This window comes from Profundibacter sp. (genome assembly GCF_965277155.1).
In the GTDB taxonomy this organism is placed as follows: domain Bacteria; phylum Pseudomonadota; class Alphaproteobacteria; order Rhodobacterales; family Rhodobacteraceae; genus Profundibacter.
The window spans coordinates 141,134-162,719 of the sequence record NZ_CBDIBV010000004.1 but is presented as its reverse complement, the minus strand read 5'-3'; the positions used below and the strand labels follow the sequence as shown (position 1 = coordinate 162,719).

Genomic DNA, 21,586 nt, shown 5'->3' with positions numbered 1-21,586 from the left:
CGCCCCGCAACAAACTGAAAAGGAACATGTCATGAAACTCAAATCGCTTCTTACCGCATCCATCATCGCCATTGCCGCCAACGCTGCCTCGGCACAGGAACCCAGCTACTTTGAGGGCGGAATTACGCCCGGCCAGTTTTACTCTGGTGGTGCTTCGGATGGTCCGCTGGGCGATCAGCATCTGAAGACATTTGATGAGCTGGATTTCGATGTTTTCAGCAATCAGGACTGGTCGCGCCTACATGAAAGCCACGCAGACGACATCATTGTTACATGGCCGGACGGGCATTCGACAGTGGGCATCGATGTTCATATCGAAGATTTGAAAAAGCTTTTTGTCCATGCCCCGGACACCGAAATCAAACTGCATCCCGTTCGTATTGCCTCGGGTGACTGGACGGCAGTGATCGGCGTTATGACCGGCACATTTACCGAACCGATGCCCATTGGCGATGGTAAGTTCATCGAGCCAACAGGAGATCGGTTCGAGCTGAAGATGTCCACCATCGCCTTCTGGCAAAACGGCGAGATGGTTCACGAATGGTTGTTCTGGGACAATGCCACTTATGCAGCGCAACTGGGTATTGGCGGTTAATTTCCCCATGCTGCCTGCGCAAACAACCGTGCAGGCAGCCCATTATTCAAGAAAGGAGAACTAAAATGCTTATTCAGGGCAAGTGGACATCAAACTGGCACCCGGTTCAGGCCAAAGACAAAACCGGTCGCTTTATTCGCCAGACCTCGGAATTCAGAAACTGGGTCACACCAGATGGAGCAGCTGGCCCAACAGGTATTGGCGGCTTCAAGGCCGAAGCAGGACGCTATCGGTTATATGTTGCCTTGATCTGCCCTTGGGCTTCTCGCACATTGATTGCCCGATCATTAAAGGGGTTGGATAATATTGTTCCCGTAACTGTTGTTGAGCCGTTTCTGACCGATCAAGGATGGCAGTTTGGTGACTATTCAGGTGCAGATTTGGACCCTCTGCTTAACGCCAGATATATGCACCAAATATATACTCGCGCGGCACCGGATTATTCGGGCCGTGCCACGGTTCCGGTACTGTGGGATATGAAACAGAATGTGATGGTGAACAACGAAAGCGCCGATATTCTTCGTATGTTCAATTCGGCGTTCGACGGATTGGCAGAGGTGGTCCCACTTTTTTGACCAGTCAGCAGCCAGTTTAAGATGGATCAGGGTTTCATTTAGGCTGCCAAACTCATTGGTTTTGTTTTTCTGTCATAGGCTTCATCCGGGGTCAATATTCCGTGGGTGGAATGCGGGCGCTCGGTGTTGTAGTAAGCCAACCATTTCCCGATCCCGGCGCGGGTCTGCGAACCCGTTTCAAATGCGTTGAGGTAAATGCATTCGTATTTCAAGGATCGCCAAAGCCGCTCGATCATCCGGTTATCGACCCAGCGACCTTTGCCATCCATCGAGATTTTCACGTCGGCTTCTTTCAGCGCCTGCGTCCATTCAAACCCGGTGAACTGGCTGCCCTGGTCGCTGTTCATGATATCGGGCTTGCCGTATTTGGCCATAGCCTCTTTCAGGGCTTCAACGCAAAAATCTGCCTCCATGCTGTTTGACAATCTCCAGCTCAAAACCTTGCGGCTGTGCCAGTCCATGATCGCGACCAAATAGAGGAACCCGCGCTGCATCGGAATGTAGGTGATATCTACGCACCACACATGGTTTGGACGATCAATCGTCAGGTCTCGCAGCAGATACGGGTAGATCTTATGCTGCGGATGTTTCTTGCTCGTGTTGGGCGTCTGGTAGATCGGAACCAACCGCATCAGCCGCATCAAACGGCGGACCCTGTGGCGACCACACTTGTAACCTTGGCGCTGCATGTGCCGAGCCATTTGCCGTGATCCATACCACGGCGTCTGCAAGAATTGCTTGTCGATTATTGTCATGAACCGCAAATTTTCAGCACTTTCGCCTTTTGGCTGGTAATACAGGTTCGAGCGCGCCAGAGAAAGTAGCCCGCATTGTCGTCGCACACTCAGATCATGCTCACGGCTCACCATTTTTTGCCTCGCTTCCCGAGCAACTGTTGCGAGGCGTTGGCTAAAAAATCCCGTTCCACGACCAGCTGACCAATCTTGGAGTGCAGCTTCTCAATCTGGGCTTCATCAACCCGATCAGGATCACGGCCCCGTCTGGAAAATGCCGTGGCCATGTTTTCAATCGCTGCTCGTTTCCATGTGCCAATCTGGGTTGGATGCACACCATACTTCTTCGACAGCTCCGCCATCGTCATTTCCTCGCGGATTGCTTCAAGCGCAACGCGGGCTTTGAATTCGGGAGAATGGTTCTTTCGTTTCGTCATTTTGAATCGTCTTTCTCATAAGTCGATCCACCTTAACAACTGGTCCGAATTTCCGCGACCACCTCTGGCGCCGCGGTCGATCGACCTATATCCAGCGCATTTGGCGTCAGAGATTGATCAGCTGTCCCCGTGGTTATACCACAATCTTAACAACGGTGTTTACAAAGCCGGTTTTGCATCCAGTCAGGCGGCTTATGACGAAGCCGTTGCCAATGTATTCTCAACGCTCGATCAGTTGGAAGAACGGCTTTTGGATGGTCGCTCGTTTCTATTGGGCGCCGATCTGACAGAGGCCGACATACGCCTGTTTGTCACATTAATCCGGTTTGACGCGGCCTATCATGACCTTTTCAAAACCAACTTGCGACGCATAGCTGATTACCCGATCCTGCAATCCTATCTTAAACGAGTTCTAAACTTTCCCGGCATTGCCAAAACGGTAAATCTGGAACACATCAAAGCTGGGTATTACTCGATAAAGGCATTAAACCCTTCTGGCATTATTATTCCCAATGGGCCAAATGATATCGAACAACTGGTAAAAGACGCCCAACAACAGGGTGTCTACTCCAGCAATACCCTTGGCAACCACAGCGCAATTTCCGGAAATGCCATCACCATGCCCAAGCCGAATAGCTGCAACAGCACGAACGGCACAATCCCGGCATAGATTTGCTGGATCTTGATCGACTTGGGGGCGACCGCTTTCATATAAAACAGCGCAAACCCGAAGGGTGGAGTCAGGAACGAGGTTTGCAGGTTCACCGCCAACAGGATTGCAAACCAGTAAACCGTGTCTACCTTGGCAACGTGATCGCCAAAATCCAATTGCTGGATAATCGGGGCGAAAACCGGTAGCACGATCAGGGTGATTTCGATCCAGTCAAAGAAAAATCCCAAAACAAACACGATCCCCATCAGCATGAACAACAGGCCCCATGAGCCAAGGCCAAGCGATTCAACCAGTTCAACCACAATCATATCCCCGCCCAGTGACCGGAACACAAAGGAAAACAGCGTCGCACCCACAAACAGGCCGAATATCATGGCATTGGTCAGGGCGGTGCTTTCCATCACTTCGGATACCACTTTCCAGAAATTCTTCAGGCTCTGCCAGAAACTGCCGGTCACACCTTCGTCTTTTACCTTTTCACCCGTGACGAACATTTCCATCGGTTTGACCCCCAAAGCGGGCAGGATCACAAGGTTGAACAATCCCAGCAGGATTGACCCCATAGCCCCCACACCCGCAGCTTCGGTCGGAGTGGCAAGGCCCATCAGGATCGACCCCAGAACAGCCATGATCAACAAAACCGGCGGGATGAACGACCGCAACACCATCAGCAGGATCGGACCCAAAGTTTGCGGCCCGATATTGGCATCCAGACGCGGGGCAAGTTTCGGGTTCAGCGTGCACCGAATGACGATGTAGACAAAATACAGACTGGCCAGTAACAGGCCGGGGAACACGGCGGCAACAAACAGATTGCCGACCGAGCGACCCAGCAGATCGGCCATGATCACCAGCATGATGGACGGCGGGATCAGGATGCCCAATGTGCCGGACGCGGCGATGGTGCCGGTGGACAGGCGCGCGTCATATCCCTGTTCAATCATCACCGGCAGCGCCAGCAGCGACATCATCACAACCGATGCCCCAATGATCCCCGTTGTAGCGGCCAGAATGGTTCCCATCAGGGTCACCGCCAGCGCAAGCCCGCCGGGGATGCGGCGCAGCAATACCTGCAAACAATTCAGCAGATCGCGGGCGATGCCGGATCGTTCCAGCATCGTGCCCATAAGGATAAACATCGGCACCGCTGTTAGCAGCAGGTTTTCCGATACCGCCCCGTAAATACGAGACGGGATTGCGCCAAATTGCGGCCAGTCAAACAGCCATGGGTCGATCCAGATTGCCAGCAGTGCAAATCCCAACCCGACACCGCCCAGAACAAAGGCCACCGGAAAGCCGGAAAACAAAAAGATACCCAGCGCACCGAACATGGCGAGCGGCAGAATTTCCTCGATGCCCATGTTATATCTCCTCGCCCAGCATTTCGGCGGCCTGATCGGGCGGCAATTGCCCACGCAGACCGGCAACCGCTTTGATCAGTTGCGAAACACCCGCAATGCCGATCAGGGCAAACATGATAGGAAGGCTGACTTTCAAGGCCCAGCTGTAGGGCAGGCCGATAATGGATTTCGATATTTCATGTTCCAGAAAAGACGTGTGGGTATAAGCTGCCGAATAGTATCCGGCAATGCCGACAAACGGCAGCAGGAACAGCACAAGCCCAAGGATTTCAACCCAATATTTTCCACGCATGGAAAACCTGTCGCGCAATAAATCAATACGCACATGGTTGCCCTTTATCAGGGCATATCCCAACATCATTGTGAAAAAGTAGGAATGCAGCCAGTATTCGGATTCCTGCACTTTGGTAGAATTCAGGCCAAACGGTTTTGGCACCCCGAAATACCGCGTGCCAACATCATAGCAGACGGTCAGAACCAGCAGCAGCCCTGCCCATTTGAAGATGCGCGCGATCATGGTCAAAAACCCGTCAAACGCCGCACTTAGTTTCAACAATGCCCGCATGATATATCTGCCCCTTACCGTGAAAAAGGTGCGCGACCCCGCCTTTGGAACAGGGCCGCGCAGTCTTGGCTCTTACTTCAGATACCCGTACTCGGCCCAAAGCTTGTACTCGTCACGATAGGCCTGAAGGGATGCCCAGACGCGTGCAAAGTCTTCGTTGTCCGCGGCTTGTTCGGCGGCAACCTCGTTCCACTTTCCCTCAAAAACAGCCAGTTCATCGTCTGTCCAGCGGTGCAGGGTCACGCCTTTATCGACAAGCTCTTTCAGGGCTTTGGCCTGAATAGCCTCGCCTTCGGCCAGACCCATTGCGACATTTGCCTTGCAGGCAGTTTCGATCACAGCGTGCTGCTGATCATCCATCGCGTTCCACTTGTCCATGTTGACCATGAATTCAAGGAACGTGGACTGCTGGTGCCAACCGGGGAAATAGTAATGCTTGGCAACCTGATAAAAGCCCAGCTTCAGATCAATCGCGGGCATGGAAAATTCGGTCGCATCAATCGCGCCGCGTTCCAGCGCCGGATAGATGTCGGCCGCCGCCAGTAGCTGTGTATCGACCCCCAGTTTCTGCATCACCTTGGCACCCAGACCAAAGAAACGCATTTTCAAACCCTTCAGGTCATCAACCGAATTGATCGGCTCGCGGAACCAGCCCGAAGCCTCGGGGGCGATGATGCCGCAGACGTTGACGTGGATATTATGACGCGCGTAGATCTCCTGCATCATTTCCTCGCCGCCGCCATAATACATCCAGCCAAGGTATTCACCCGCTGATGGCCCGAAAGGAACAGTGGTGAACAATGTCACGGCAGGTTCCTTACCCGCCCAATACCCCGGTGCGGACCAGCCTGAATCAACCGCGCCGGATTTGATCGCGTCAAACAGTTCCAGCGCGGGCACCAGCGCACCCGGTTCGAACATTTTGACCTGAATGCTTCCGCCGGATGTTACATTGATATTGGTTTCCAGCTGCTTGCCCAACGTGCCCAGTTGCACCAGCCCCGAAGGAAAGGTCGAGCCCATTTTCAGCCGTACCGTATCAGCCGAAGCACCGCTGACCGTGGCCAGCGTCATTGCCGCGCCTACAAGTGTCGCACTAAAAAGTTTTTTCATGTTTTAGTCTCCCTATTGATGCCAACCCATACCGGTTGGCGAATGATGAAAGCGGGGTTTGCCCCGTCTGTTATTTTCGGTTTTTGTCAGGCAACCCGATCGCCCTTCTTGATTTTCACTGTGCGGTTATCGACTGCCGGCAACATACGCGACGGATCGCGCGTGACCATCACGTCAATCACCGTTGGCCTCCCTTTTTCCGCAAATGCAGCAGCCAATGCAGGGGCCAGATCATCGGGCGTTTCCACACGAATTCCGTGACAGCCCATTGCCTGTGCCACATTTGCATAATCGGTTTCCGAAAGGTCCGAGGATTGGTAATTCCCCTCGCCATACATCAGATGTTGCAGCGCCTTGACGTAGCCAGACGCCGCATTGTTCACCACGATCACGGTCAGCCCCAGCCCCATGCGCCGCGCGGTTTCCAATTCGCCCAGCACCATGTTGAAACCGCCGTCACCGGTCAGCCCGACAACAACCGCATCCGGCGCGGCCAGTTGCGCCCCCATCGCACCGGGCAACCCGTATCCGATGCTGGCAAAACCGCGATCCGGTACAAAGGAACGCGCTGATTTCTTGGTGTCAAACAACAGGCCGCCCCAATGGGCCGCAAAGCCGCCATCGGCGATCAGATAGCCGTCAGCAGGCAGGGCTTTGTTGATCTCGGTGATCAGGCGCGCCATATGGACGGGGGATTCGTCGGAATAAAGCCGTTCCGATACATCCTGCCGCCACGCTTCCATCGCCGCAGGGATTTCCGCCAGATACTCGGCGCGGCTGGCCTTTTGCGCGGCTGCATTTGCAGCCAGCGCCGCCGTGATGTCCTGTAGCCCCGCCTTGGCATCGCCCCACAGGCGCAGGGTGGGTTGATAGGTGCGACCCATTTCTTCGGCCACGGAATCCAGATGGATCACCCGCGCACCAGCAGCCGGAATAGTGTATCGCTTGGTGGCGATTTCACCCAGTTTACAGCCGACCACCAACAAGCAATCGCTTTTGGCAATCAGGTCATTCGCAATCCGGTCATAGCGCCCGAACAACCCCGCACTTAGCGGATTGTTGCAGGCAATCGCACCCTTGCCGGTCAATGTATGGGCCACGGGAATACCGCAAGCCTCGGCCAGTTCTGTCACCGCCGTTTGCGCGCCGGACAGATGTATCCCGCCCCCAACCAGCATCATCGGGCGTTTCGCAGCGGCCAGCATTTTTGCTGCCTCAACCACCCCGTCCGCATCGGGACGGCAGCGGATCGCCGGTATCTGGCAATGCGCCGGATCGGCCACGAAATCGGCCTCGTTAAACTCCAGCACGCCATGCGCCACATCTTCGGGCACCGACACTACCACCGGACCAGGACGCCCAGATGTGGCCAGCATGAACGCCCGCCGGATCAGCTCGGGTATCCGCGCCACCGTTTCCACCCGCAGCAGTTCCTTGCAGGCGGGGCGCAGGATGGTCACCTGATCGGTTTCCTGCGTCATATTCTTGCCCGCGTGATCGCGGTTGGCGTCACCAATAATCGCCACGATGGGTGATCCCGCATTCAGCGCCTCGACCAGACCGGTCACAAGGTTCGTTGCCCCCGGCCCCAGCGTGGCATCCACCAGCCCGACACGGTTTGACACCTTGGCATAGGCATCCGCCGCGAACACCGCGCAGCGTTCGTCATTGATCAGGTTGTGGTTCAGCCCCAGCCGCCGCGCCGCATCATAGAACGGCAACAATTGAAACCCGCCCATGCCGAACATCGGACCCACGTCATGGGCCAGCAACATGCGGGCGATGGCTTCGCCACCGGTTATTTCGATATTGCTCATTTGCCCAGTGTCTCCTTTGCCGCTGTGACGATCATCTCTTCGGTCACGCGCATTTTATCTTCGAGGTTGGGCGCATAAGCGACCAGTGAACGCGGCGCGCCCAAACGGCGAACGGGGCCGCGCAGGGCATCGCCCGCTTGTTCCACCACTGTTGCCACCACTTCGGCGCCAAAGCCGCCCACGGCCACCGATTCATGCGCCACGACCAGACGGCCGGTCTTACGAACCGATGAAATCACCGCTTCCTTGTCCCATGGCCACAGGCTGCGCAGATCGATCACTTCTGCATCCACCCCTTGCCCCGCGAGTGTTTCCGCTGCCTGAGCGCACAGGTTTGCGGTGTCGGACCAGCTGACCAGCGTCACATCCGTGCCAAGTCGGCGCAGCGCCGCTTTGCCCAGCTTAACCTCAAGCGACGTATCAACCTCGCCTCCCATCCCCCAGATGTTTTTATGTTCCAGATAAACCACCGGATCATCACAACGGATCGCGGCCTTCATCATCGAATAATTGTCCTGCGGCGTGGCGGGGCAGACCACCACCAGACCGGGGATATGCACATACCAGCTTTCCAGCGATTGCGAATGTTGCGCGGCCGAGGAGCGCCACAAACCGATCGGTTTGCGAATGACCATCGGCGCGCGGGACTGGCCGCCGAACATGAACCGCGCCTTGGCGATCTGGTTCACCAATTCGTCGGTCGCACACAGCGCGAAATCGGAAAACCGCATCTCTACCACGGGCCGCGTACCCACCATCGCAGCACCAAAGGCAGCACCCATGATGGCGGCTTCGGAGATCGGGGTGTCGGCCACACGGTCGGGGCCGAATTCATCCTGCAAACCAAGGTATTGCCCAAAGACCGAGCCACGCCCCAGATCCTCTCCCACGCACCAGACGGTTTCGTCCTCACGCATCATTTCGCGCAGCGCTTCGCGGCTGGCCTCGACGAATGTCATTTTCACCATCAGTAAGCCTCCTGCGCGGGGCTGCCGATGTCCTGAACATCCTGCAAGGCCATTTCATCAGCGGGGAAAGGGGTGGCGGCGGCATCGGCCAGAACCTGCACCATTTCGGATTGCGCGGCGGCGTGGATCGCATCCAGCTCGTCCGTGCTTAGCCCCATACCCGCCAGAACTGCACGTTGGCGTGCAATCGGATCATTGGTCTTGGCCTCGTGTTCGGATTCGCCTTTCGGGCGGTATCCGGCAGGATCAAAGGATGTGTGACCGGTGCGCCGATAGGTGATCGCGTGCAGCATTTCCGGCCCGCCACCCGCGCGGATGCGGGCGGTGATTTCAGCCGTTACATCGGCCACGGCTTCGGCATCGTTGCCATCCACCGTTGTCGCCCGCAGGCCCAGCGATTGCGCGCGCGCCGCGGCCCCCGGCCCGCCGGTGACGGACGATGTTCTGGTGGTGGCGGAATACTGGTTGTCCTCGCAAACAAACAGGATTGGCAGGTCAAACACCGAGGCCCAGTTCACCCCCTCAAGGAAAGGCCCGCGATTGATCGCGCCATCGCCGAAAATATCCACAACAATCCGGTCACTGCCCTGCAATTTCAACCCATGCGCCGCCCCCGCCGCAATGGTGATATTCGCCCCGACAACGCCGTTCGCCCCCAGCATCCCGACCCCGAAATCGGCAATATGCATCGAGCCGCCCTTGCCGCCGCAACAGCCGCCCTCGCGCCCCAGCAATTCGCGCATCATCGCCAGCGGATCGGCCCCTTTGGCCAAGGTGTGCCCATGCCCGCGATGGGTCGACAGCAGCATATCGTCGCGGTTGAAGTTACACATCACACCCACGGCAACCCCTTCCTGCCCGATAGACGGGTGGATCGCCCCCAGCACCAGTTTATCGCGTTCGGCGGCCAGACAGGCCTGTTCCTCGAAGGCGCGGATGCGTTCCATCATCGCCAGCAAATCGCGGGCGCGTCTGGTGTTATGGTCTGCGGTGGTCATTCCTATCCCTGCTCCATTTCGTCCATCCGACGGGCCAGCAATTCCGCTTCTTTGCGCAGTGCCGGCACCAATACCGTTTCAATCCGTTCTTTTGTCATGCGGGCGTCAATCGCGCCAAAGGCCAGCGCACCGACCACCTGTTTGCTGCGGGTGATCACCGGCACCGCGACAGCACTGGTGCCCGCTACGATCCGGCCAATATTGGCGGCATAGCCATTGGCAACGTAATCGTCATAGCTGGCCTGCAAATCCTGTTCCTTGATCCCGTATTCCGCCATCCAGTTGCGGTTCACCCGCAACACCGCCTCGCGTTTTTCGTCCCCCATCGCGCAAAACAGCGCCAAGGCCCCGGCGCCCACGCCCAGAGGTCGCTGGTCACCGATGTTCAAGGTCAGAGTTCTGATCGGGAATGCCCCAGTGGCCCGCGCAACACAGATCGCCGCCGCCCCTTCGGGCACCGACAGGAACACCGTGTCTTCGGACAATTTGGCCAGCCGCTCCATGCCGCGCTGTGCCATGCCTGCAATGTTCGACCGCGTCGCCACCTGCGCGATATGGGCCAGCTTGTGACCCAACAGGTAGCGGCGGCTTTCTGGATCCTGATAGATGAACCCGACATCCTGCATATTGGCGAGCACACGGAATGCTGTGGTTTTAGAGAACTCGCTACGTTCAACAATCTGGTTCAGCGCCAGCCCTTCGGGGGCCGCCGTCAGCACATCAATGATCCGCGCCGCGCGGGCGATTGAACCGGTTATTGCCGCTATTTCTGTCATTCCCCACCATAATTCCGTTTATCGGAACAAATCGTTCTGTTAACGTGCAATTAATTCAACCAACGAGTCAAGAACCATGACGGATAAAATACAGCTTCTGGATTCCATCACCGATGCAACAACGACGACCGCAGGGCAGATCGTGGTCAGCGGATCACACGGGGGGATGTATCCGGCAGCGGTTGCCTCGGACGCGGGGGCGCGGGCGGTATTGTTCAATGACGCGGGGATCGGGCTGGAACAGGCAGGCGTTGCCGGTGTGCTGGCGCTAGCTGATACGGGCATGGCCGCGGCGGGGGTGGATTGCCAAAGCTGCGAGATCGGGTCGGCGGCGGATACCTTGGCAAACGGGGTGATCAGCGTGGTGAATACCGTGGCCGAAACATTAGGGATCGCGGTGGGGACGCCGGTTGACACAGCCGTTTCCCTGCTTGAAAACGCCCCCATGCCGCAGGGCAAACTACCCCCCTATCCCGAGGCCCACCAGTCGGTTCATATCGGCGCGGTATCGGTGGAATTGCTCGACTCGGCCTCTCTGGTTGGGCCGCAAGACAGCGGCAAGATTGTGATCACCGGCTCGCACGGCGGGTTGATCGGCGGCAACCCGGCCCGCGCCATAAAGGCTCCCGTGCGCATTGCCGTGTTCAATGACGCGGGTTTTGGCAAGGGCAACATCGGCATCAGCCGCCTGCCCGCGTTGGAGGTGCGCAATATTGCCGCCGTCACCGTGTCCTGCCTGACCGCCCGCATTGGCAACGCAAAATCGGCGCTGGAAACCGGCGTGATTTCGGCCTTGAATGATGCCGCACAGGCGCATGGGGCAGAAATAGACACCCCGCTGGCCGCATGGCTTACCACCCTTGGCTAGACAGTGCGCCGCGCAACGGCTATCGGTTTTCCCATGAAAAAAACAGTTGATCCGCTTTCCTCGGTCGCCCAGGCGCTGACCCATTTCCAGAACGGCCTTGGCCAGATGCAAGAGGCTTTGAGCAGCCCCGACCTGTCTACCGCCGTTGCCGGTGCCGCCGATCTGATTTTCAACATGAAAGGCCGGCTGATCCTGTCGGGCATCGGCAAAAGCGGCCATATCGCCCGCAAACTGGCGGCGACATTCGCATCTACAGGCACGCCTGCGTTTTTCGTGCATGCCTCCGAGGCCAGCCACGGCGATCTGGGGATGATCCAGAATGACGATGTTCTGTTGCTGCTTTCATGGTCTGGCGAGACCAAGGAAATGGCCGACATCATCGCCTATGGCATCCGCTTTGACGTGCCGATCATCGGCATCACGGGGCGGGTTGGCAGCACACTGGCCAGCAAATCCCGCTTCCCGCTGGTTCTGCCTAGGGCCGCCGAAGCCTGCCCGCATAACCTTGCCCCGACCACATCGACTCTGCTGCAACTGGCGATGGGCGATGCGCTGGCGGTGACGCTGCTGCAAATGCGCGGCTTTACCGAGGAAAGTTTCCGCAATTTCCATCCAGGCGGCAAGCTGGGCTCGGCCCTGATGCCGGTGCGCGATATCATGCACAAGGGGGATGAATTGCCGCTGGTGCCGCTGGACGTGCCGGTGATCGAGGTGATCAGCGAAATTTCCGCCAAGGGGTTCGGCATTGTCGGGATGCAGAATCCTGACGGCAGCCTTGCCGGTGTGATCACCGATGGCGATATCCGGCGTTATCTGGAAAGCAATGCCTCGGGCACTCTGCAATCGGTGATCGGCGAGGCCAGGGCCGAAGCCCTGATGACCAAAGGCGGGATCACGATTGATCCAGACCGCCTGTGCGCCCGCGCTCTGAATGTGATGCAGACCAAACGGATTACGGCAGCTTTTGTGATGCAAGCAGACCGGCCCGTGGGGCTGATTACGGTGCATCAACTGTTGCAGATGGGCGTGGCCTAGGGTCGAGACTCAATCAAGTCCACCACAGGATAAAGGCAGCGATAGCGACGGCTGACAGGAAGTTTTGAGCCAGTTTGTCATAGCGGGTGGCAATGCGGCGGAAATCCTTGAGGCGGCAGAAGGCGCGTTCGATCAGGTTGCGAGCGCGATAAGCCTGCACATCATGGGGGATGGGGCGTTTTCGGGATCGGGTGGAGGGGATGACGGCCTCTGTTCCGGCCCGCGCAAGAGTTGCGCGCAGGCTGTTTGCATCATAGCCCCGGTCGCCGAGCAGGCGGCGTGGTGCGGGCATGGTTGCCAGCAGAGCAGGGGCAGCCGAGATGTCGGCAATGTTTCCGGGGGTCAGACTGAACGCGGCAATGCGCCCGTAACCATCTGTCAACGCGTGTATTTTCGTCGTGGGCCCGCCACGCGAGCGCCCGATGCAGTGAATCTTCGCCCCCCTTTTCCGCCATGCGCCGAGCGATGCGCCCGAACGGCAGTGGAATCGATACTCAGTTCGTGTGGGATTTCCGCCTGTCCGACCAACTCCGCGAAAATCTTCTGCCACAGTCCACGCCGGCTCCAGCGGTTGAACCGGTTGTAGATGGTCGTCGGCGGGCCGTATTCGCGCGGGCAGTCCTTCCAGCGACAGCCCGACTTCAGAACATGGATGATCCCGCTGATCACCCGTCGGTCATCTTTCCTGCGCGCGCCCGGTTGATTGTGCGGCAACAGCGGTTTGATCGCCGCCCACGCTTGATCCGAGAGCCAAAACCCTTCCGTCATCATCCACCTCCGGCTCGTTTTCCCGCAGTGAATCAGACACATATCGCAAAATCAACAGGTTGATTGGGTTTTAACCCTAGAGCCTGATCTAGCCCTTCATCAGCGTATCAATCGCCTTTAGCTGCGTCAGCATCTCGCCCATCTGGTCCAGCACCACCATGTTCGGCCCGTCGCTGGGCGCGTGATCTGGATCAGGGTGGGTTTCAACGAAAATCGCGGCGCAACCCACAGCCACAGCCGCGCGGGCCAGTGGCGGGGCGTATTCACGCTTGCCGCCGCTTGATCCGCCTTGCCCGCCGGGGAATTGGACCGAGTGGGTGGCGTCATACACCACCGGATAGCCGGTTTCGGCCATAATAGGCAGACTGCGAAAATCGCTGACCAGCATGTTATAGCCAAAGGATGTGCCACGGTCCGTCAGCAGGATACGCTCATTCCCCGTGCTGGCGATTTTATCCGAGACATTGACCATATCGTTCGGCGCCAGAAACTGCCCCTTTTTCACATTGATTGCCGCGCCGGTTTCACCAGCGGCCAGCAACAGATCGGTCTGACGGCACAAAAATGCGGGGATCTGGATGATGTCCGCCGCCTGCGCCGCCACCGCGCATTGCGGGATGTCGTGCACATCGGTCAGGGTGGGGCAGCCGAATTCGGCATTGATTTTCGCCAGGATCGAAAGCCCTTCATCTATTCCCAGACCCCGCTTGCCAGACAGGCTGGTGCGGTTGGCCTTATCAAAGCTGCCTTTGAACACCAAAGGAATGTCCAGATCGGAACACAGCCCGGTCAGGGTTTCGGCAATCCTGCGGCTGTGATCCAGCCCTTCCAACTGACACGGCCCAGCGATCAGCACAAAAGGCGCGCCATTGGAAAATTCGACCTGTCCTACGGTTACAGTTTTCATTCCACACCTCTTCTTTTCAATTCGGCCTCGATCCGCTCAACGTCGGTCGGGTTGTTCAATTCCCAGAATACTGTGCCGCGCGCCTCGACTTCAACACAGCGCACACGCACGCCGCGTTGCAGGAAACGCAACTGCTCCAGCCCCTCCAGTTGCTCCAACTCGCAAACGCCCCAATCATGATAGGCCTTTAGCGTGGCGGGGCGATAGGCATAGGCGCCGACATGGTGGAACACGGGCGTCATGGTCTGGGCGTTGTAGCTGTCATCGGTATAGGGCACGACCTCTTTCGAGAAATACAGCGCATCATGGTTCACATCGAACACCGCCGTGGTGCCGCCGACGCGACCATTGCGCCGGTCCTCGCGCAGGTTGGCCAGCATTTCACCATCACAACGCAACACCGGCGTGGCCATCTGCACATCGGGATTGTCGCGCATCTCGTCAATCAGTGCGGACAGAAACCACGACGGGGTCAGCGGCGCGTCGCCTTGCAGGTTGACCACGATGTCGGGCAGATCGGGCAGATGCTGCAGCGCATCGGCCACCCGTTCGGTGCCGTTGGCGCAATCCTCGCCGGTCATCAGAACCTTTGCGCCGAACCGTTCTGCCTCGCGGGCAATACCGGCGTCATCGGTGGCGATATAGACCTCGGATACTCCAGCCACAGCCTTGGCCGCGTCCCAACTGCGTTCGATCAGCGGCTTGGCCTTGCCTGTGGCCCCTTTCAGCGGGGCCAGCGGTTTGCCCGGATAGCGGGTCGAGGCATAGCGGGCGGGGATAACTATGATCACTTTATCATTCATACCCCCGTGATGCGTTATCCGCGCGGCAGGGCCAAGCAAAAAATGCGGTTCGCGCTGGAAGCGCGCCGTTTTTCTGTGTAACACCCTGACAACGAACATAAGGGATATACCGTGGCCAATTACTTATACCAAAACGACCTGCCCGATGATCTGGACCTTGGCCCGATCGTTGCGATTGATTGCGAAACCATGGGTCTGAACCCGATGCGCGACCGCCTGTGTCTGGTGCAAATGTCCGGCGGCGACGGCAACGCCCATCTGGTACAGGTCGCCAAAGGCCAGACAAAGGCGCCGAACCTGTGCCGGATGCTGGCCGATTCGAATGTTCTGAAGCTGTTTCATTTTGGCCGGTTTGACATTGCCGCGATGCAAAATGCCTTCGGTACCGTCACAGCCCCCGTTTATTGCACCAAAATCGCCTCGCGGCTGGTCCGTACCTATACCGACCGGCACGGGCTAAAGAACCTGCTGCAGGAATTGCTGGGCGTGGATATTTCCAAATACCAGCAAAGCTCGGACTGGGGGGCGGCAGAACTGACCAAGGCCCAGATCGATTACGCGGCCTCGGATGTGTTGTATCTGCACCGTCTTCGGGAAGAGTTGAACAAACGTCTGGAACGCGAAGGGCGGATGGAAATTGCGCAGGCCTGTTTCGATTTCCTGCCGATGCGCGCCAATCTGGACCTTGTAGGCTGGCCCGAAATAGACATTTTCGCCCATTCGTAATGCGCCATATGCCGCCGCACGGGCGTGAACACATCGGCGGTGCATCGCCTATGCTTTTTGCAATTCCCTTGGCCCGACACCGTTATTCTGGCACGGTTCCCGCATGACCACTTACGACAACAGCTATTCTCGGTTTATTGCCTGGACCAAGGTGATCCTGCCCATCGTCGCGCTGGGCATCCTGTCAACGTTGTTCCTGCTTTCGCGCAACATCGACCCATCGCTGTCGATCCCCTATGCCAAGGTCGATGTCGAAGGTCTGGCCCGCGAACAACGGATCGGCGCACCGAATTATGCCGGTGTAACGGAAGATGGCTCGGCGATCGCGATCATTGCCAATTCGGCCCGCCCCGACCCCGACAATCCCGACATAATCACCGCCACCGACCTGACCACCACGATCGAGGATGCCACTGGTGGGCGGATTGACATTGCCTCGGACAACGGGGTGATTGATACCGGCCAACAGGTTGTCACCCTGCAAGGCGGGGTGCGGATCGAAACCTCGACAGGTTATGTGATCAACACCTCGGGCCTGACGGCCGCGCTGAACGAAACCCGCGCCCAAACCGATGGCACAGTCACCACCACAGGCCCCTTGGGCACGCTGGAAGCCGGACAAATGCTGCTGGAACGCCAAAATGGCGCAAAAGGCGCGCATCTTCTGGTTTTCAAGGGTGGGGTGAAGCTGGTATACGATCCCAAAGGCTAGTCGCCCGAATTTCGAGGGGAAATGATGTTTACCAATATTCGCGCAGTTTTCATGGCGCTATTGCTGGTTCTGACACCGGCAATCGCCACAGCCCAGAGCACCCAGGTGGCGTTTGGCGGGCTGAAACATGATTCGACCCAGCCGGTCGAGGTTTCCTCGGATACGTTGCAGATCAACCAAGAGGACGGCTCGGCTGTGTTCAGTGGCAATGTGGAGGTGGGCCAAGGCACCATGCGCCTGTCGGCCGACCGCGTTGTTGTGGTGTATTCCACCGGTGACGGACCGCGCAAGATTTCCAAGATGCATGCAACCGGCAATGTGGTTCTGGTGAATGGTGCCGAGGCGGCGGAAGCAGCAGATGCGGTATATTCCATTGATACAGGCAATATCGTGATGACCGGCAATGTGATCCTGACACAGGGGCAAAGCGCGCTGTCGTCAAACAAGATGGTGGTTGACCTGAACACAGGGCTGGCCACGCTAGAGGGTCGCGTTAAATCCATCCTGCAAACCGGCGGGAACTGATCTATGTCACAGGCCCCCGATCTGACAGTTGCCGATGGCACCGGCGGCTTGCAAATCCGCAAACTGCGTAAAAGCTATCGCAAGCGGCCGGTTATTCGTGACGTCAGCATTGATCTGGGGCGGGGCGAGGTCGTTGCGTTGCTGGGGCCGAACGGATCGGGGAAAACCACCTGTTTCTATGCCATCGCCGGCCTGATCACGCCCGAAGGCGGGCAGGTGATGATCGACGGGCGCGATGTAACCATGCTGCCAATGTATCGCCGTGCCAAACTGGGGATCGGGTATCTGCCACAAGAGGTCTCCATTTTCCGCGGACTAAGCGTCGAAGACAATATTCTGGCAATTCTTGAAATATCCGAGCGCGACCGCCACAAACGCCGCGAACGGTTGGAAGAATTGCTGGGTGATTTTTCAATAGAGCACTTGCGCCGCGCCTCGGCACTGTCACTATCAGGTGGTGAACGCCGCCGCGTAGAGATTGCCCGCTGTCTGGCTGCCAATCCGAAATACCTGTTGCTGGACGAACCCTTTGCCGGGGTCGATCCGATCGCGGTTGGTGAAATCCGCGAACTGGTGGCGGCACTGAAAACCCGTGGCATCGGCGTGCTGATCACCGACCACAACGTGCGCGAAACGCTGGAAATCGTGGAACGCGCCTATATCATACATGATGGCAAAGTATTGATGAGCGGCACCACCGATGAGGTGGTCAAAGATGAAAACGTCAAACGCGTCTATCTGGGACAAAATTTCCGGGTCTCCTGACCCTGTCAACAAGGGCAAGACATGGCATTAAAACCCACCCTGTCCCTGAAGCTAACCCAAACCCTGGCCTTGACACCAGAGTTGCGCCAGTCGCTTACCTTGCTGCGCCTTCCAGCGGCGGATCTGATCGAGCAAATACATACTGAAGCATTGGAAAACCCGCTGCTGGTCATTGGTTCGCCGCGCAAAACCAAACAAAGCCCCAGCACATATGATGTTGCCCTGAATACGGTTGCCGAAATGCTTACACTGGGTGAATCCATCCGGCGCCAACTGGCAACAATGTCCTTGCCTGCTCTGATACGCGATATTGCCAGCTATTTAACCGGTGACTTGTCCGATATAGGTTATCTGGAAACAGACATCCCCGAGACCGCACAGACACTGGGTGTTACCGAAGCCGATATCGACACAGCCATTCAGGCAATCCAGTCTTGCGAACCTACCGGCGTGGGGGCCCGCAATCTGACTGAATGCCTATTGTTGCAAATAGAGGTGGTCCCACTTTTTTGACCAGTCAGCAGCCAGTTTAAGATGGATCAGGGTTTCATTTAGGCTGCCAAACTCATTGGTTTTGTTTTTCTGTCATAGGCTTCATCCGGGGTCAATATTCCGTGGGTGGAATGCGGGCGCTCGGTGTTGTAGTAAGCCAACCATTTCCCGATCCCGGCGCGGGTCTGCGAACCCGTTTCAAATGCGTTGAGGTAAATGCATTCGTATTTCAAGGATCGCCAAAGCCGCTCGATCATCCGGTTATCGACCCAGCGACCTTTGCCATCCATCGAGATTTTCACGTCGGCTTCTTTCAGCGCCTGCGTCCATTCAAACCCGGTGAACTGGCTGCCCTGGTCGCTGTTCATGATATCGGGCTTGCCGTATTTGGCCATAGCCTCTTTCAGGGCTTCAACGCAAAAATCTGCCTCCATGCTGTTTGACAATCTCCAGCTCAAAACCTTGCGGCTGTGCCAGTCCATGATCGCGACCAAATAGAGGAACCCGCGCTGCATCGGAATGTAGGTGATATCTACGCACCACACATGGTTTGGACGATCAATCGTCAGGTCTCGCAGCAGATACGGGTAGATCTTATGCTGCGGATGTTTCTTGCTCGTGTTGGGCGTCTGGTAGATCGGAACCAACCGCATCAGCCGCATCAAACGGCGGACCCTGTGGCGACCACACTTGTAACCTTGGCGCTGCATGTGCCGGGCCATTTGCCGTGATCCATACCACGGCGTCTGCAAGAATTGCTTGTCGATTATTGTCATGAACCGCAAATTTTCAGCACTTTCGCCTTTTGGCTGGTAATACAGGTTCGAGCGCGCCAGAGAAAGTAGCCCGCATTGTCGTCGCACACTCAGATCATGCTCACGGCTCACCATTTTTTGCCTCGCTTCCCGAGCAACTGTTGCGAGGCGTTGGCTAAAAAATCCCGTTCCACGACCAGCTGACCAATCTTGGAGTGCAGCTTCTCAATCTGGGCTTCATCAACCCGATCAGGATCACGGCCCCGTCTGGAAAATGCCGTGGCCATGTTTTCAATCGCTGCTCGTTTCCATGTGCCAATCTGGGTTGGATGCACACCATACTTCTTCGACAGCTCCGCCATCGTCATTTCCTCGCGGATTGCTTCAAGCGCAACGCGGGCTTTGAATTCGGGAGAATGGTTCTTTCGTTTCGTCATTTTGAATCGTCTTTCTCATAAGTCGATCCACCTTAACAACTGGTCCGAATTTCCGCGACCACCTCTGGATCAAGCAACATCAAAACGCCGCTTAATCAAGCCGTCACCAACTTTTGGGCATAACTCATTATGAAATGCGAATGGGCGGAACTATCAGACATTCTCGGCATTCCCAAAGGACAAATACAAACCTTTTCAGCAACCCTAAGAACCCTGACCCCCGAACCCGTTGCCCACCACCATTATGATTCTCGCCCGCTGGTTGCAGATATTATCGTCGAAATTGACGAAAATCGCAGAATTTCGGTTTCTCTATCTGAAAACTACTTGCCGGATCTAACAATCGACACCGACCTATATTCACAGGCCAAAGCTGATGCCGAAGCTAAAGAATATATCGAGGCTCAATACAATCACGCACAGAGCCTTATCCGTGCCATCCAGTTTCGGGGCGAAACACTTTTGCGCATTGCAAGAGCCATTGTCACCCAGCAACATCGGTTTTTCAGTGATGGCAGCAATCATATGACCCCTTTGACACGGCGCGCGCTTGGCGACAAACTGGCTCTTCATCCGTCAACCATTGGCCGGGCAATTGCCGGGAAGAATCTTGATCTGGATGGCACCATCTACCCGCTGTCATTTTTCCTGGGCGCAGGCCTGAAAAAAGGTATCTCTGGCGAAATATCGGCCTATGTCGTACAACAGACCATTCGCCAGATGATTGAGCAGGAATCTCCCGATTCCCCCCTGTCCGATGATACGATTGTTAAAAAATTACGTGCGGATGGAGTTGACATTGCCCGTCGAACTGTCGCCAAATACAGGGGATGTATGAATATACCATCATCGTATGTGCGCCGCAAAATCGCGGCTGCACAGCAAGCGCCCCACAGATCGCCGGGCCACAGAAATCATTTGAACTGATAACCGGGATGAAACCCTTTCTGTGCCAGCGTTGCGGGGCAATTTCAGCGTTTAACCCTAAGGAGATGTGATGCGGTACCAAATCAGCGGAAAACAGATTGATGTAGGTGAAGCCCTTCAGACTCACGTCAAAGACGAACTTGGCGCAGTTGTCGGAAAATATGCAGAACGCCCGACAGATGCGAATATAATTTTTTCGCGCGATGCCGGCGAGTTTGTCTGCGAGGCAACTATGCATCTCTCGACCGGATTGACCGCATCTGCCAAGGCGCATGCCCATGAAATCTATGCCGCTTTTGAAAAATGTACTGCCAAACTGGAATAGCAGCTGCGCCGTTACAAGCGTAGGCTGAAAGACCACCACCGCGTCCGAACACAACCGGTTGAACTTTCCGGTGCTTCCTCGTATATCCTCGCCGGATCGGATAATTCGGAAGAATCGGAACCTGAAACACTCCAGCCCATGATCATCGCTGAAATGGAGACGAAAATACCGTCTCTTTCTGTTGGCGAGGCCGTGATGCAAATGGAATTGGCCGGGGCACCGGTTCTGGTTTTCCGCAACGAAGGACATAGCGGGGTTAACGTGGTCTATCGCCGTGAGGACGGCAATATTGGCTGGGTTGACCCGTCGGACGCTAAATAAGCCCTAGGTATTTGGGCGGAGTAAAGTGAAGGCAGATGGAACTTTCGAATATTCTTTTGCCCGACGCCGTGCGCGTTATCGGTCAGGCAACCAGCAAAAAGCGTCTTTTCCAACAATTGGGCGAGATCGTTTCCTCTGCGCATGGTATTGACGCGGCCAAAGCAGCCAAAGCGTTGCAGGATCGTGAAAATCTGGGACCAACCGGGGTCGGGCACGGTGTTGCCCTGCCCCACGCCCGTATCGCTGGCTTACAATCCGTCGTTGGCACGTTTTTGCGTATCGAAAAACCGTTGAATTTCGATGCGGTGGATCGTCAGCCCGTTGATCTGGTTTTCACGTTGTTCGCACCACTTGATTCCGGCGTCGAGCATCTGAAGGCGCTGGCCCTTGTGTCCCGCACCATGCGCGACAGTGCCATTTGTGCCAAACTGCGGGCAAATACGGATCCTGCAACTTTGCATACACTTTTGACCGATACACAGGCGTCGCAGGCAGCTTAGGCTACCTTAGCGCCTTATACCCAAACATCATGTAATCCCGCTGGTAAAGACCTCTGCATAACATCGGGATTCCCCCGGGTTGGCCGTTTTGGTAAGCTAGCCGGGAAA

At 56.6% G+C, this 21,586-nt stretch carries 23 protein-coding genes and 2 pseudogenes; 13 read left to right on the top strand and 12 right to left on the bottom strand.

Going from position 1 to position 21,586, the window contains the following annotated elements; genetic code table 11:
• The first annotated feature begins 31 nt into the window (after positions 1 to 31).
• The gene (locus tag ACQY4M_RS02810; RefSeq protein ID WP_428540531.1) at positions 32 to 595 is read left to right on the top strand and encodes an ester cyclase; all 564 of its coding nucleotides are present in this window, start codon (positions 32 to 34) and stop codon (positions 593 to 595) included.
• Positions 596 to 660: 65 nt separating this feature from the next.
• Entirely contained in the window at positions 661 to 1,170 is a 510-nt protein-coding gene (locus ACQY4M_RS02805; RefSeq protein WP_428540528.1) for a hypothetical protein, read from the top strand.
• Between the two features lie 38 nt (positions 1,171 to 1,208).
• Here ACQY4M_RS02805 and ACQY4M_RS02800 read toward each other — a convergent pair.
• A protein-coding gene (locus ACQY4M_RS02800; protein ID WP_428539245.1) for an IS3 family transposase occupies positions 1,209 to 2,341 on the bottom strand; the annotation gives its coding sequence in 2 pieces (ribosomal slippage) (positions 1,209 to 2,089 and positions 2,089 to 2,341; 1,134 coding nt in all).
• A gap of 100 nt (positions 2,342 to 2,441) precedes the next feature.
• Between ACQY4M_RS02800 and ACQY4M_RS02795 the strand changes: the two genes are divergently transcribed.
• A complete protein-coding gene (locus ACQY4M_RS02795; RefSeq protein WP_428541102.1) occupies positions 2,442 to 3,011 on the top strand; it encodes a glutathione S-transferase C-terminal domain-containing protein in 570 nt (189 codons plus the stop codon).
• On the opposite strand, the gene ACQY4M_RS02790 is transcribed toward ACQY4M_RS02795, so the two are convergent.
• From ACQY4M_RS02790 to ACQY4M_RS02760, 7 genes are all read right to left on the bottom strand, one after another.
• Positions 2,906 to 4,375 carry a TRAP transporter large permease gene (locus ACQY4M_RS02790; RefSeq protein ID WP_428540525.1) on the bottom strand — a complete coding sequence of 490 codons (1,470 nt, stop codon included), beginning with the start codon at positions 4,373 to 4,375 and terminating at the stop codon, positions 2,906 to 2,908. The two genes, ACQY4M_RS02795 and ACQY4M_RS02790, sit on opposite strands and share 106 nt — an antisense overlap.
• A gap of 1 nt (position 4,376) precedes the next feature.
• Positions 4,377 to 4,940: a TRAP transporter small permease subunit gene (locus ACQY4M_RS02785; protein WP_428540522.1), complete on the bottom strand. Its 564-nt coding sequence runs from the start codon at positions 4,938 to 4,940 to the stop codon at positions 4,377 to 4,379.
• Positions 4,941 to 5,012: 72 nt separating this feature from the next.
• Positions 5,013 to 6,053, bottom strand: a complete 1,041-nt coding sequence (locus ACQY4M_RS02780; protein WP_428540519.1) for a TRAP transporter substrate-binding protein — start codon at positions 6,051 to 6,053, stop codon at positions 5,013 to 5,015.
• A gap of 86 nt (positions 6,054 to 6,139) precedes the next feature.
• Positions 6,140 to 7,870 (bottom strand): thiamine pyrophosphate-binding protein, encoded by a 1,731-nt coding sequence (locus ACQY4M_RS02775; protein ID WP_428540516.1) that lies wholly within the window; start codon positions 7,868 to 7,870, stop codon positions 6,140 to 6,142.
• Positions 7,867 to 8,838, bottom strand: a complete 972-nt coding sequence (locus tag ACQY4M_RS02770) for an alpha-ketoacid dehydrogenase subunit beta (protein ID WP_428540513.1) — start codon at positions 8,836 to 8,838, stop codon at positions 7,867 to 7,869. The genes ACQY4M_RS02775 and ACQY4M_RS02770 overlap by 4 nt, the downstream gene beginning before the upstream one ends.
• Positions 8,838 to 9,836, bottom strand: coding sequence for a thiamine pyrophosphate-dependent dehydrogenase E1 component subunit alpha (locus ACQY4M_RS02765; RefSeq protein WP_428540510.1), 999 nt, complete (start codon positions 9,834 to 9,836; stop codon positions 8,838 to 8,840). The genes ACQY4M_RS02770 and ACQY4M_RS02765 overlap by 1 nt, the downstream gene beginning before the upstream one ends.
• Before the next feature lie 2 nt (positions 9,837 to 9,838).
• On the bottom strand, positions 9,839 to 10,612 hold the full coding sequence (locus tag ACQY4M_RS02760) for an IclR family transcriptional regulator (protein WP_428540507.1): 774 nt from the start codon (positions 10,610 to 10,612) through the stop codon (positions 9,839 to 9,841).
• Positions 10,613 to 10,688: 76 nt separating this feature from the next.
• Between ACQY4M_RS02760 and ACQY4M_RS02755 the strand changes: the two genes are divergently transcribed.
• Both ACQY4M_RS02755 and ACQY4M_RS02750 read left to right on the top strand, forming a co-directional pair.
• Positions 10,689 to 11,480: a hypothetical protein gene (locus tag ACQY4M_RS02755; protein WP_428540504.1), complete on the top strand. Its 792-nt coding sequence runs from the start codon at positions 10,689 to 10,691 to the stop codon at positions 11,478 to 11,480.
• A 33-nt stretch (positions 11,481 to 11,513) separates the two neighbouring features.
• On the top strand, positions 11,514 to 12,515 hold the full coding sequence (locus ACQY4M_RS02750; RefSeq protein ID WP_428540501.1) for a KpsF/GutQ family sugar-phosphate isomerase: 1,002 nt from the start codon (positions 11,514 to 11,516) through the stop codon (positions 12,513 to 12,515).
• Positions 12,516 to 12,528: 13 nt separating this feature from the next.
• Here ACQY4M_RS02750 and ACQY4M_RS02745 read toward each other — a convergent pair.
• The 3 genes and pseudogenes from ACQY4M_RS02745 to ACQY4M_RS02735 form a co-directional block, all read right to left on the bottom strand.
• Positions 12,529 to 13,283 (bottom strand): annotated as a pseudogene (locus tag ACQY4M_RS02745) (IS5 family transposase).
• A gap of 88 nt (positions 13,284 to 13,371) precedes the next feature.
• Complete coding sequence (gene kdsA / locus ACQY4M_RS02740; RefSeq protein WP_428540498.1) at positions 13,372 to 14,190, bottom strand: 3-deoxy-8-phosphooctulonate synthase; 819 nt, start codon at positions 14,188 to 14,190, stop codon at positions 13,372 to 13,374.
• On the bottom strand, positions 14,187 to 14,993 hold the full coding sequence (locus tag ACQY4M_RS02735; protein ID WP_428540495.1) for a 3-deoxy-manno-octulosonate cytidylyltransferase: 807 nt from the start codon (positions 14,991 to 14,993) through the stop codon (positions 14,187 to 14,189). Before ACQY4M_RS02735 ends, kdsA begins: the two co-directional genes overlap by 4 nt.
• A gap of 111 nt (positions 14,994 to 15,104) precedes the next feature.
• Here ACQY4M_RS02735 and ACQY4M_RS02730 point away from each other — a divergent pair, with 111 nt between their 5' ends.
• From ACQY4M_RS02730 to ACQY4M_RS02710, 5 genes are all read left to right on the top strand, one after another.
• The gene (locus tag ACQY4M_RS02730) at positions 15,105 to 15,719 is read left to right on the top strand and encodes a ribonuclease D (protein WP_428540492.1); all 615 of its coding nucleotides are present in this window, start codon (positions 15,105 to 15,107) and stop codon (positions 15,717 to 15,719) included.
• Between the two features lie 103 nt (positions 15,720 to 15,822).
• Positions 15,823 to 16,431, top strand: coding sequence for an LPS export ABC transporter periplasmic protein LptC (lptC, locus tag ACQY4M_RS02725; RefSeq protein ID WP_428540489.1), 609 nt, complete (start codon positions 15,823 to 15,825; stop codon positions 16,429 to 16,431).
• 24 nt (positions 16,432 to 16,455) lie between these two features.
• Complete coding sequence (lptA, locus tag ACQY4M_RS02720; protein ID WP_428540486.1) at positions 16,456 to 16,956, top strand: lipopolysaccharide transport periplasmic protein LptA; 501 nt, start codon at positions 16,456 to 16,458, stop codon at positions 16,954 to 16,956.
• A 3-nt stretch (positions 16,957 to 16,959) separates the two neighbouring features.
• Complete coding sequence (lptB, locus tag ACQY4M_RS02715) at positions 16,960 to 17,721, top strand: LPS export ABC transporter ATP-binding protein (protein ID WP_428540483.1); 762 nt, start codon at positions 16,960 to 16,962, stop codon at positions 17,719 to 17,721.
• Positions 17,722 to 17,742: 21 nt separating this feature from the next.
• Entirely contained in the window at positions 17,743 to 18,234 is a 492-nt protein-coding gene (locus tag ACQY4M_RS02710) for a hypothetical protein (RefSeq protein WP_428540480.1), read from the top strand.
• Positions 18,235 to 18,272: 38 nt separating this feature from the next.
• Here the strand turns inward: ACQY4M_RS02710 and ACQY4M_RS02705 are convergent.
• Positions 18,273 to 19,405, bottom strand: a protein-coding gene (locus tag ACQY4M_RS02705; protein ID WP_428539245.1) for an IS3 family transposase whose coding sequence is annotated in 2 segments (ribosomal slippage) — positions 18,273 to 19,153 and positions 19,153 to 19,405 — 1,134 coding nt in all. Because the reading frame shifts where the segments join, the coding sequence is not laid out codon by codon here.
• 129 nt (positions 19,406 to 19,534) lie between these two features.
• On the opposite strand from ACQY4M_RS02705, the gene ACQY4M_RS02700 reads away from it, so the two are divergent.
• The 3 genes and pseudogenes from ACQY4M_RS02700 (at position 19,535) to ACQY4M_RS02690 (ending at position 21,478) form a co-directional block, all read left to right on the top strand.
• A complete protein-coding gene (locus tag ACQY4M_RS02700) occupies positions 19,535 to 20,332 on the top strand; it encodes a hypothetical protein (protein WP_428540477.1) in 798 nt (265 codons plus the stop codon).
• A gap of 70 nt (positions 20,333 to 20,402) precedes the next feature.
• Positions 20,403 to 20,978: pseudogene (gene hpf, locus ACQY4M_RS02695) on the top strand (ribosome hibernation-promoting factor, HPF/YfiA family).
• A gap of 35 nt (positions 20,979 to 21,013) precedes the next feature.
• Positions 21,014 to 21,478, top strand: coding sequence for a PTS sugar transporter subunit IIA (locus ACQY4M_RS02690; protein ID WP_428540474.1), 465 nt, complete (start codon positions 21,014 to 21,016; stop codon positions 21,476 to 21,478).
• Positions 21,479 to 21,586: the final 108 nt, after the last annotated feature.

Coding starts and splice junctions, on each gene's coding strand:
- ACQY4M_RS02810 (WP_428540531.1), top strand. CDS start 32: ATGAAACTCAAATCGCTTCTTACCGCATCCATCATCGCCATTGCCGCC.
- ACQY4M_RS02805 (WP_428540528.1), top strand. CDS start 661: ATGCTTATTCAGGGCAAGTGGACATCAAACTGGCACCCGGTTCAGGCC.
- ACQY4M_RS02790 (WP_428540525.1), bottom strand. CDS start 4,375: ATGGGCATCGAGGAAATTCTGCCGCTCGCCATGTTCGGTGCGCTGGGT.
- ACQY4M_RS02785 (WP_428540522.1), bottom strand. CDS start 4,940: ATGCGGGCATTGTTGAAACTAAGTGCGGCGTTTGACGGGTTTTTGACC.
- ACQY4M_RS02780 (WP_428540519.1), bottom strand. CDS start 6,053: ATGAAAAAACTTTTTAGTGCGACACTTGTAGGCGCGGCAATGACGCTG.
- ACQY4M_RS02775 (WP_428540516.1), bottom strand. CDS start 7,870: ATGAGCAATATCGAAATAACCGGTGGCGAAGCCATCGCCCGCATGTTG.
- ACQY4M_RS02770 (WP_428540513.1), bottom strand. CDS start 8,838: ATGGTGAAAATGACATTCGTCGAGGCCAGCCGCGAAGCGCTGCGCGAA.
- ACQY4M_RS02765 (WP_428540510.1), bottom strand. CDS start 9,836: ATGACCACCGCAGACCATAACACCAGACGCGCCCGCGATTTGCTGGCG.
- ACQY4M_RS02760 (WP_428540507.1), bottom strand. CDS start 10,612: ATGACAGAAATAGCGGCAATAACCGGTTCAATCGCCCGCGCGGCGCGG.
- ACQY4M_RS02755 (WP_428540504.1), top strand. CDS start 10,689: ATGACGGATAAAATACAGCTTCTGGATTCCATCACCGATGCAACAACG.
- ACQY4M_RS02750 (WP_428540501.1), top strand. CDS start 11,514: ATGAAAAAAACAGTTGATCCGCTTTCCTCGGTCGCCCAGGCGCTGACC.
- kdsA (WP_428540498.1), bottom strand. CDS start 14,190: ATGAAAACTGTAACCGTAGGACAGGTCGAATTTTCCAATGGCGCGCCT.
- ACQY4M_RS02735 (WP_428540495.1), bottom strand. CDS start 14,993: ATGAATGATAAAGTGATCATAGTTATCCCCGCCCGCTATGCCTCGACC.
- lptC (WP_428540489.1), top strand. CDS start 15,823: ATGACCACTTACGACAACAGCTATTCTCGGTTTATTGCCTGGACCAAG.
- lptA (WP_428540486.1), top strand. CDS start 16,456: ATGTTTACCAATATTCGCGCAGTTTTCATGGCGCTATTGCTGGTTCTG.
- lptB (WP_428540483.1), top strand. CDS start 16,960: ATGTCACAGGCCCCCGATCTGACAGTTGCCGATGGCACCGGCGGCTTG.
- ACQY4M_RS02710 (WP_428540480.1), top strand. CDS start 17,743: ATGGCATTAAAACCCACCCTGTCCCTGAAGCTAACCCAAACCCTGGCC.
- ACQY4M_RS02700 (WP_428540477.1), top strand. CDS start 19,535: ATGAAATGCGAATGGGCGGAACTATCAGACATTCTCGGCATTCCCAAA.
- ACQY4M_RS02690 (WP_428540474.1), top strand. CDS start 21,014: ATGGAACTTTCGAATATTCTTTTGCCCGACGCCGTGCGCGTTATCGGT.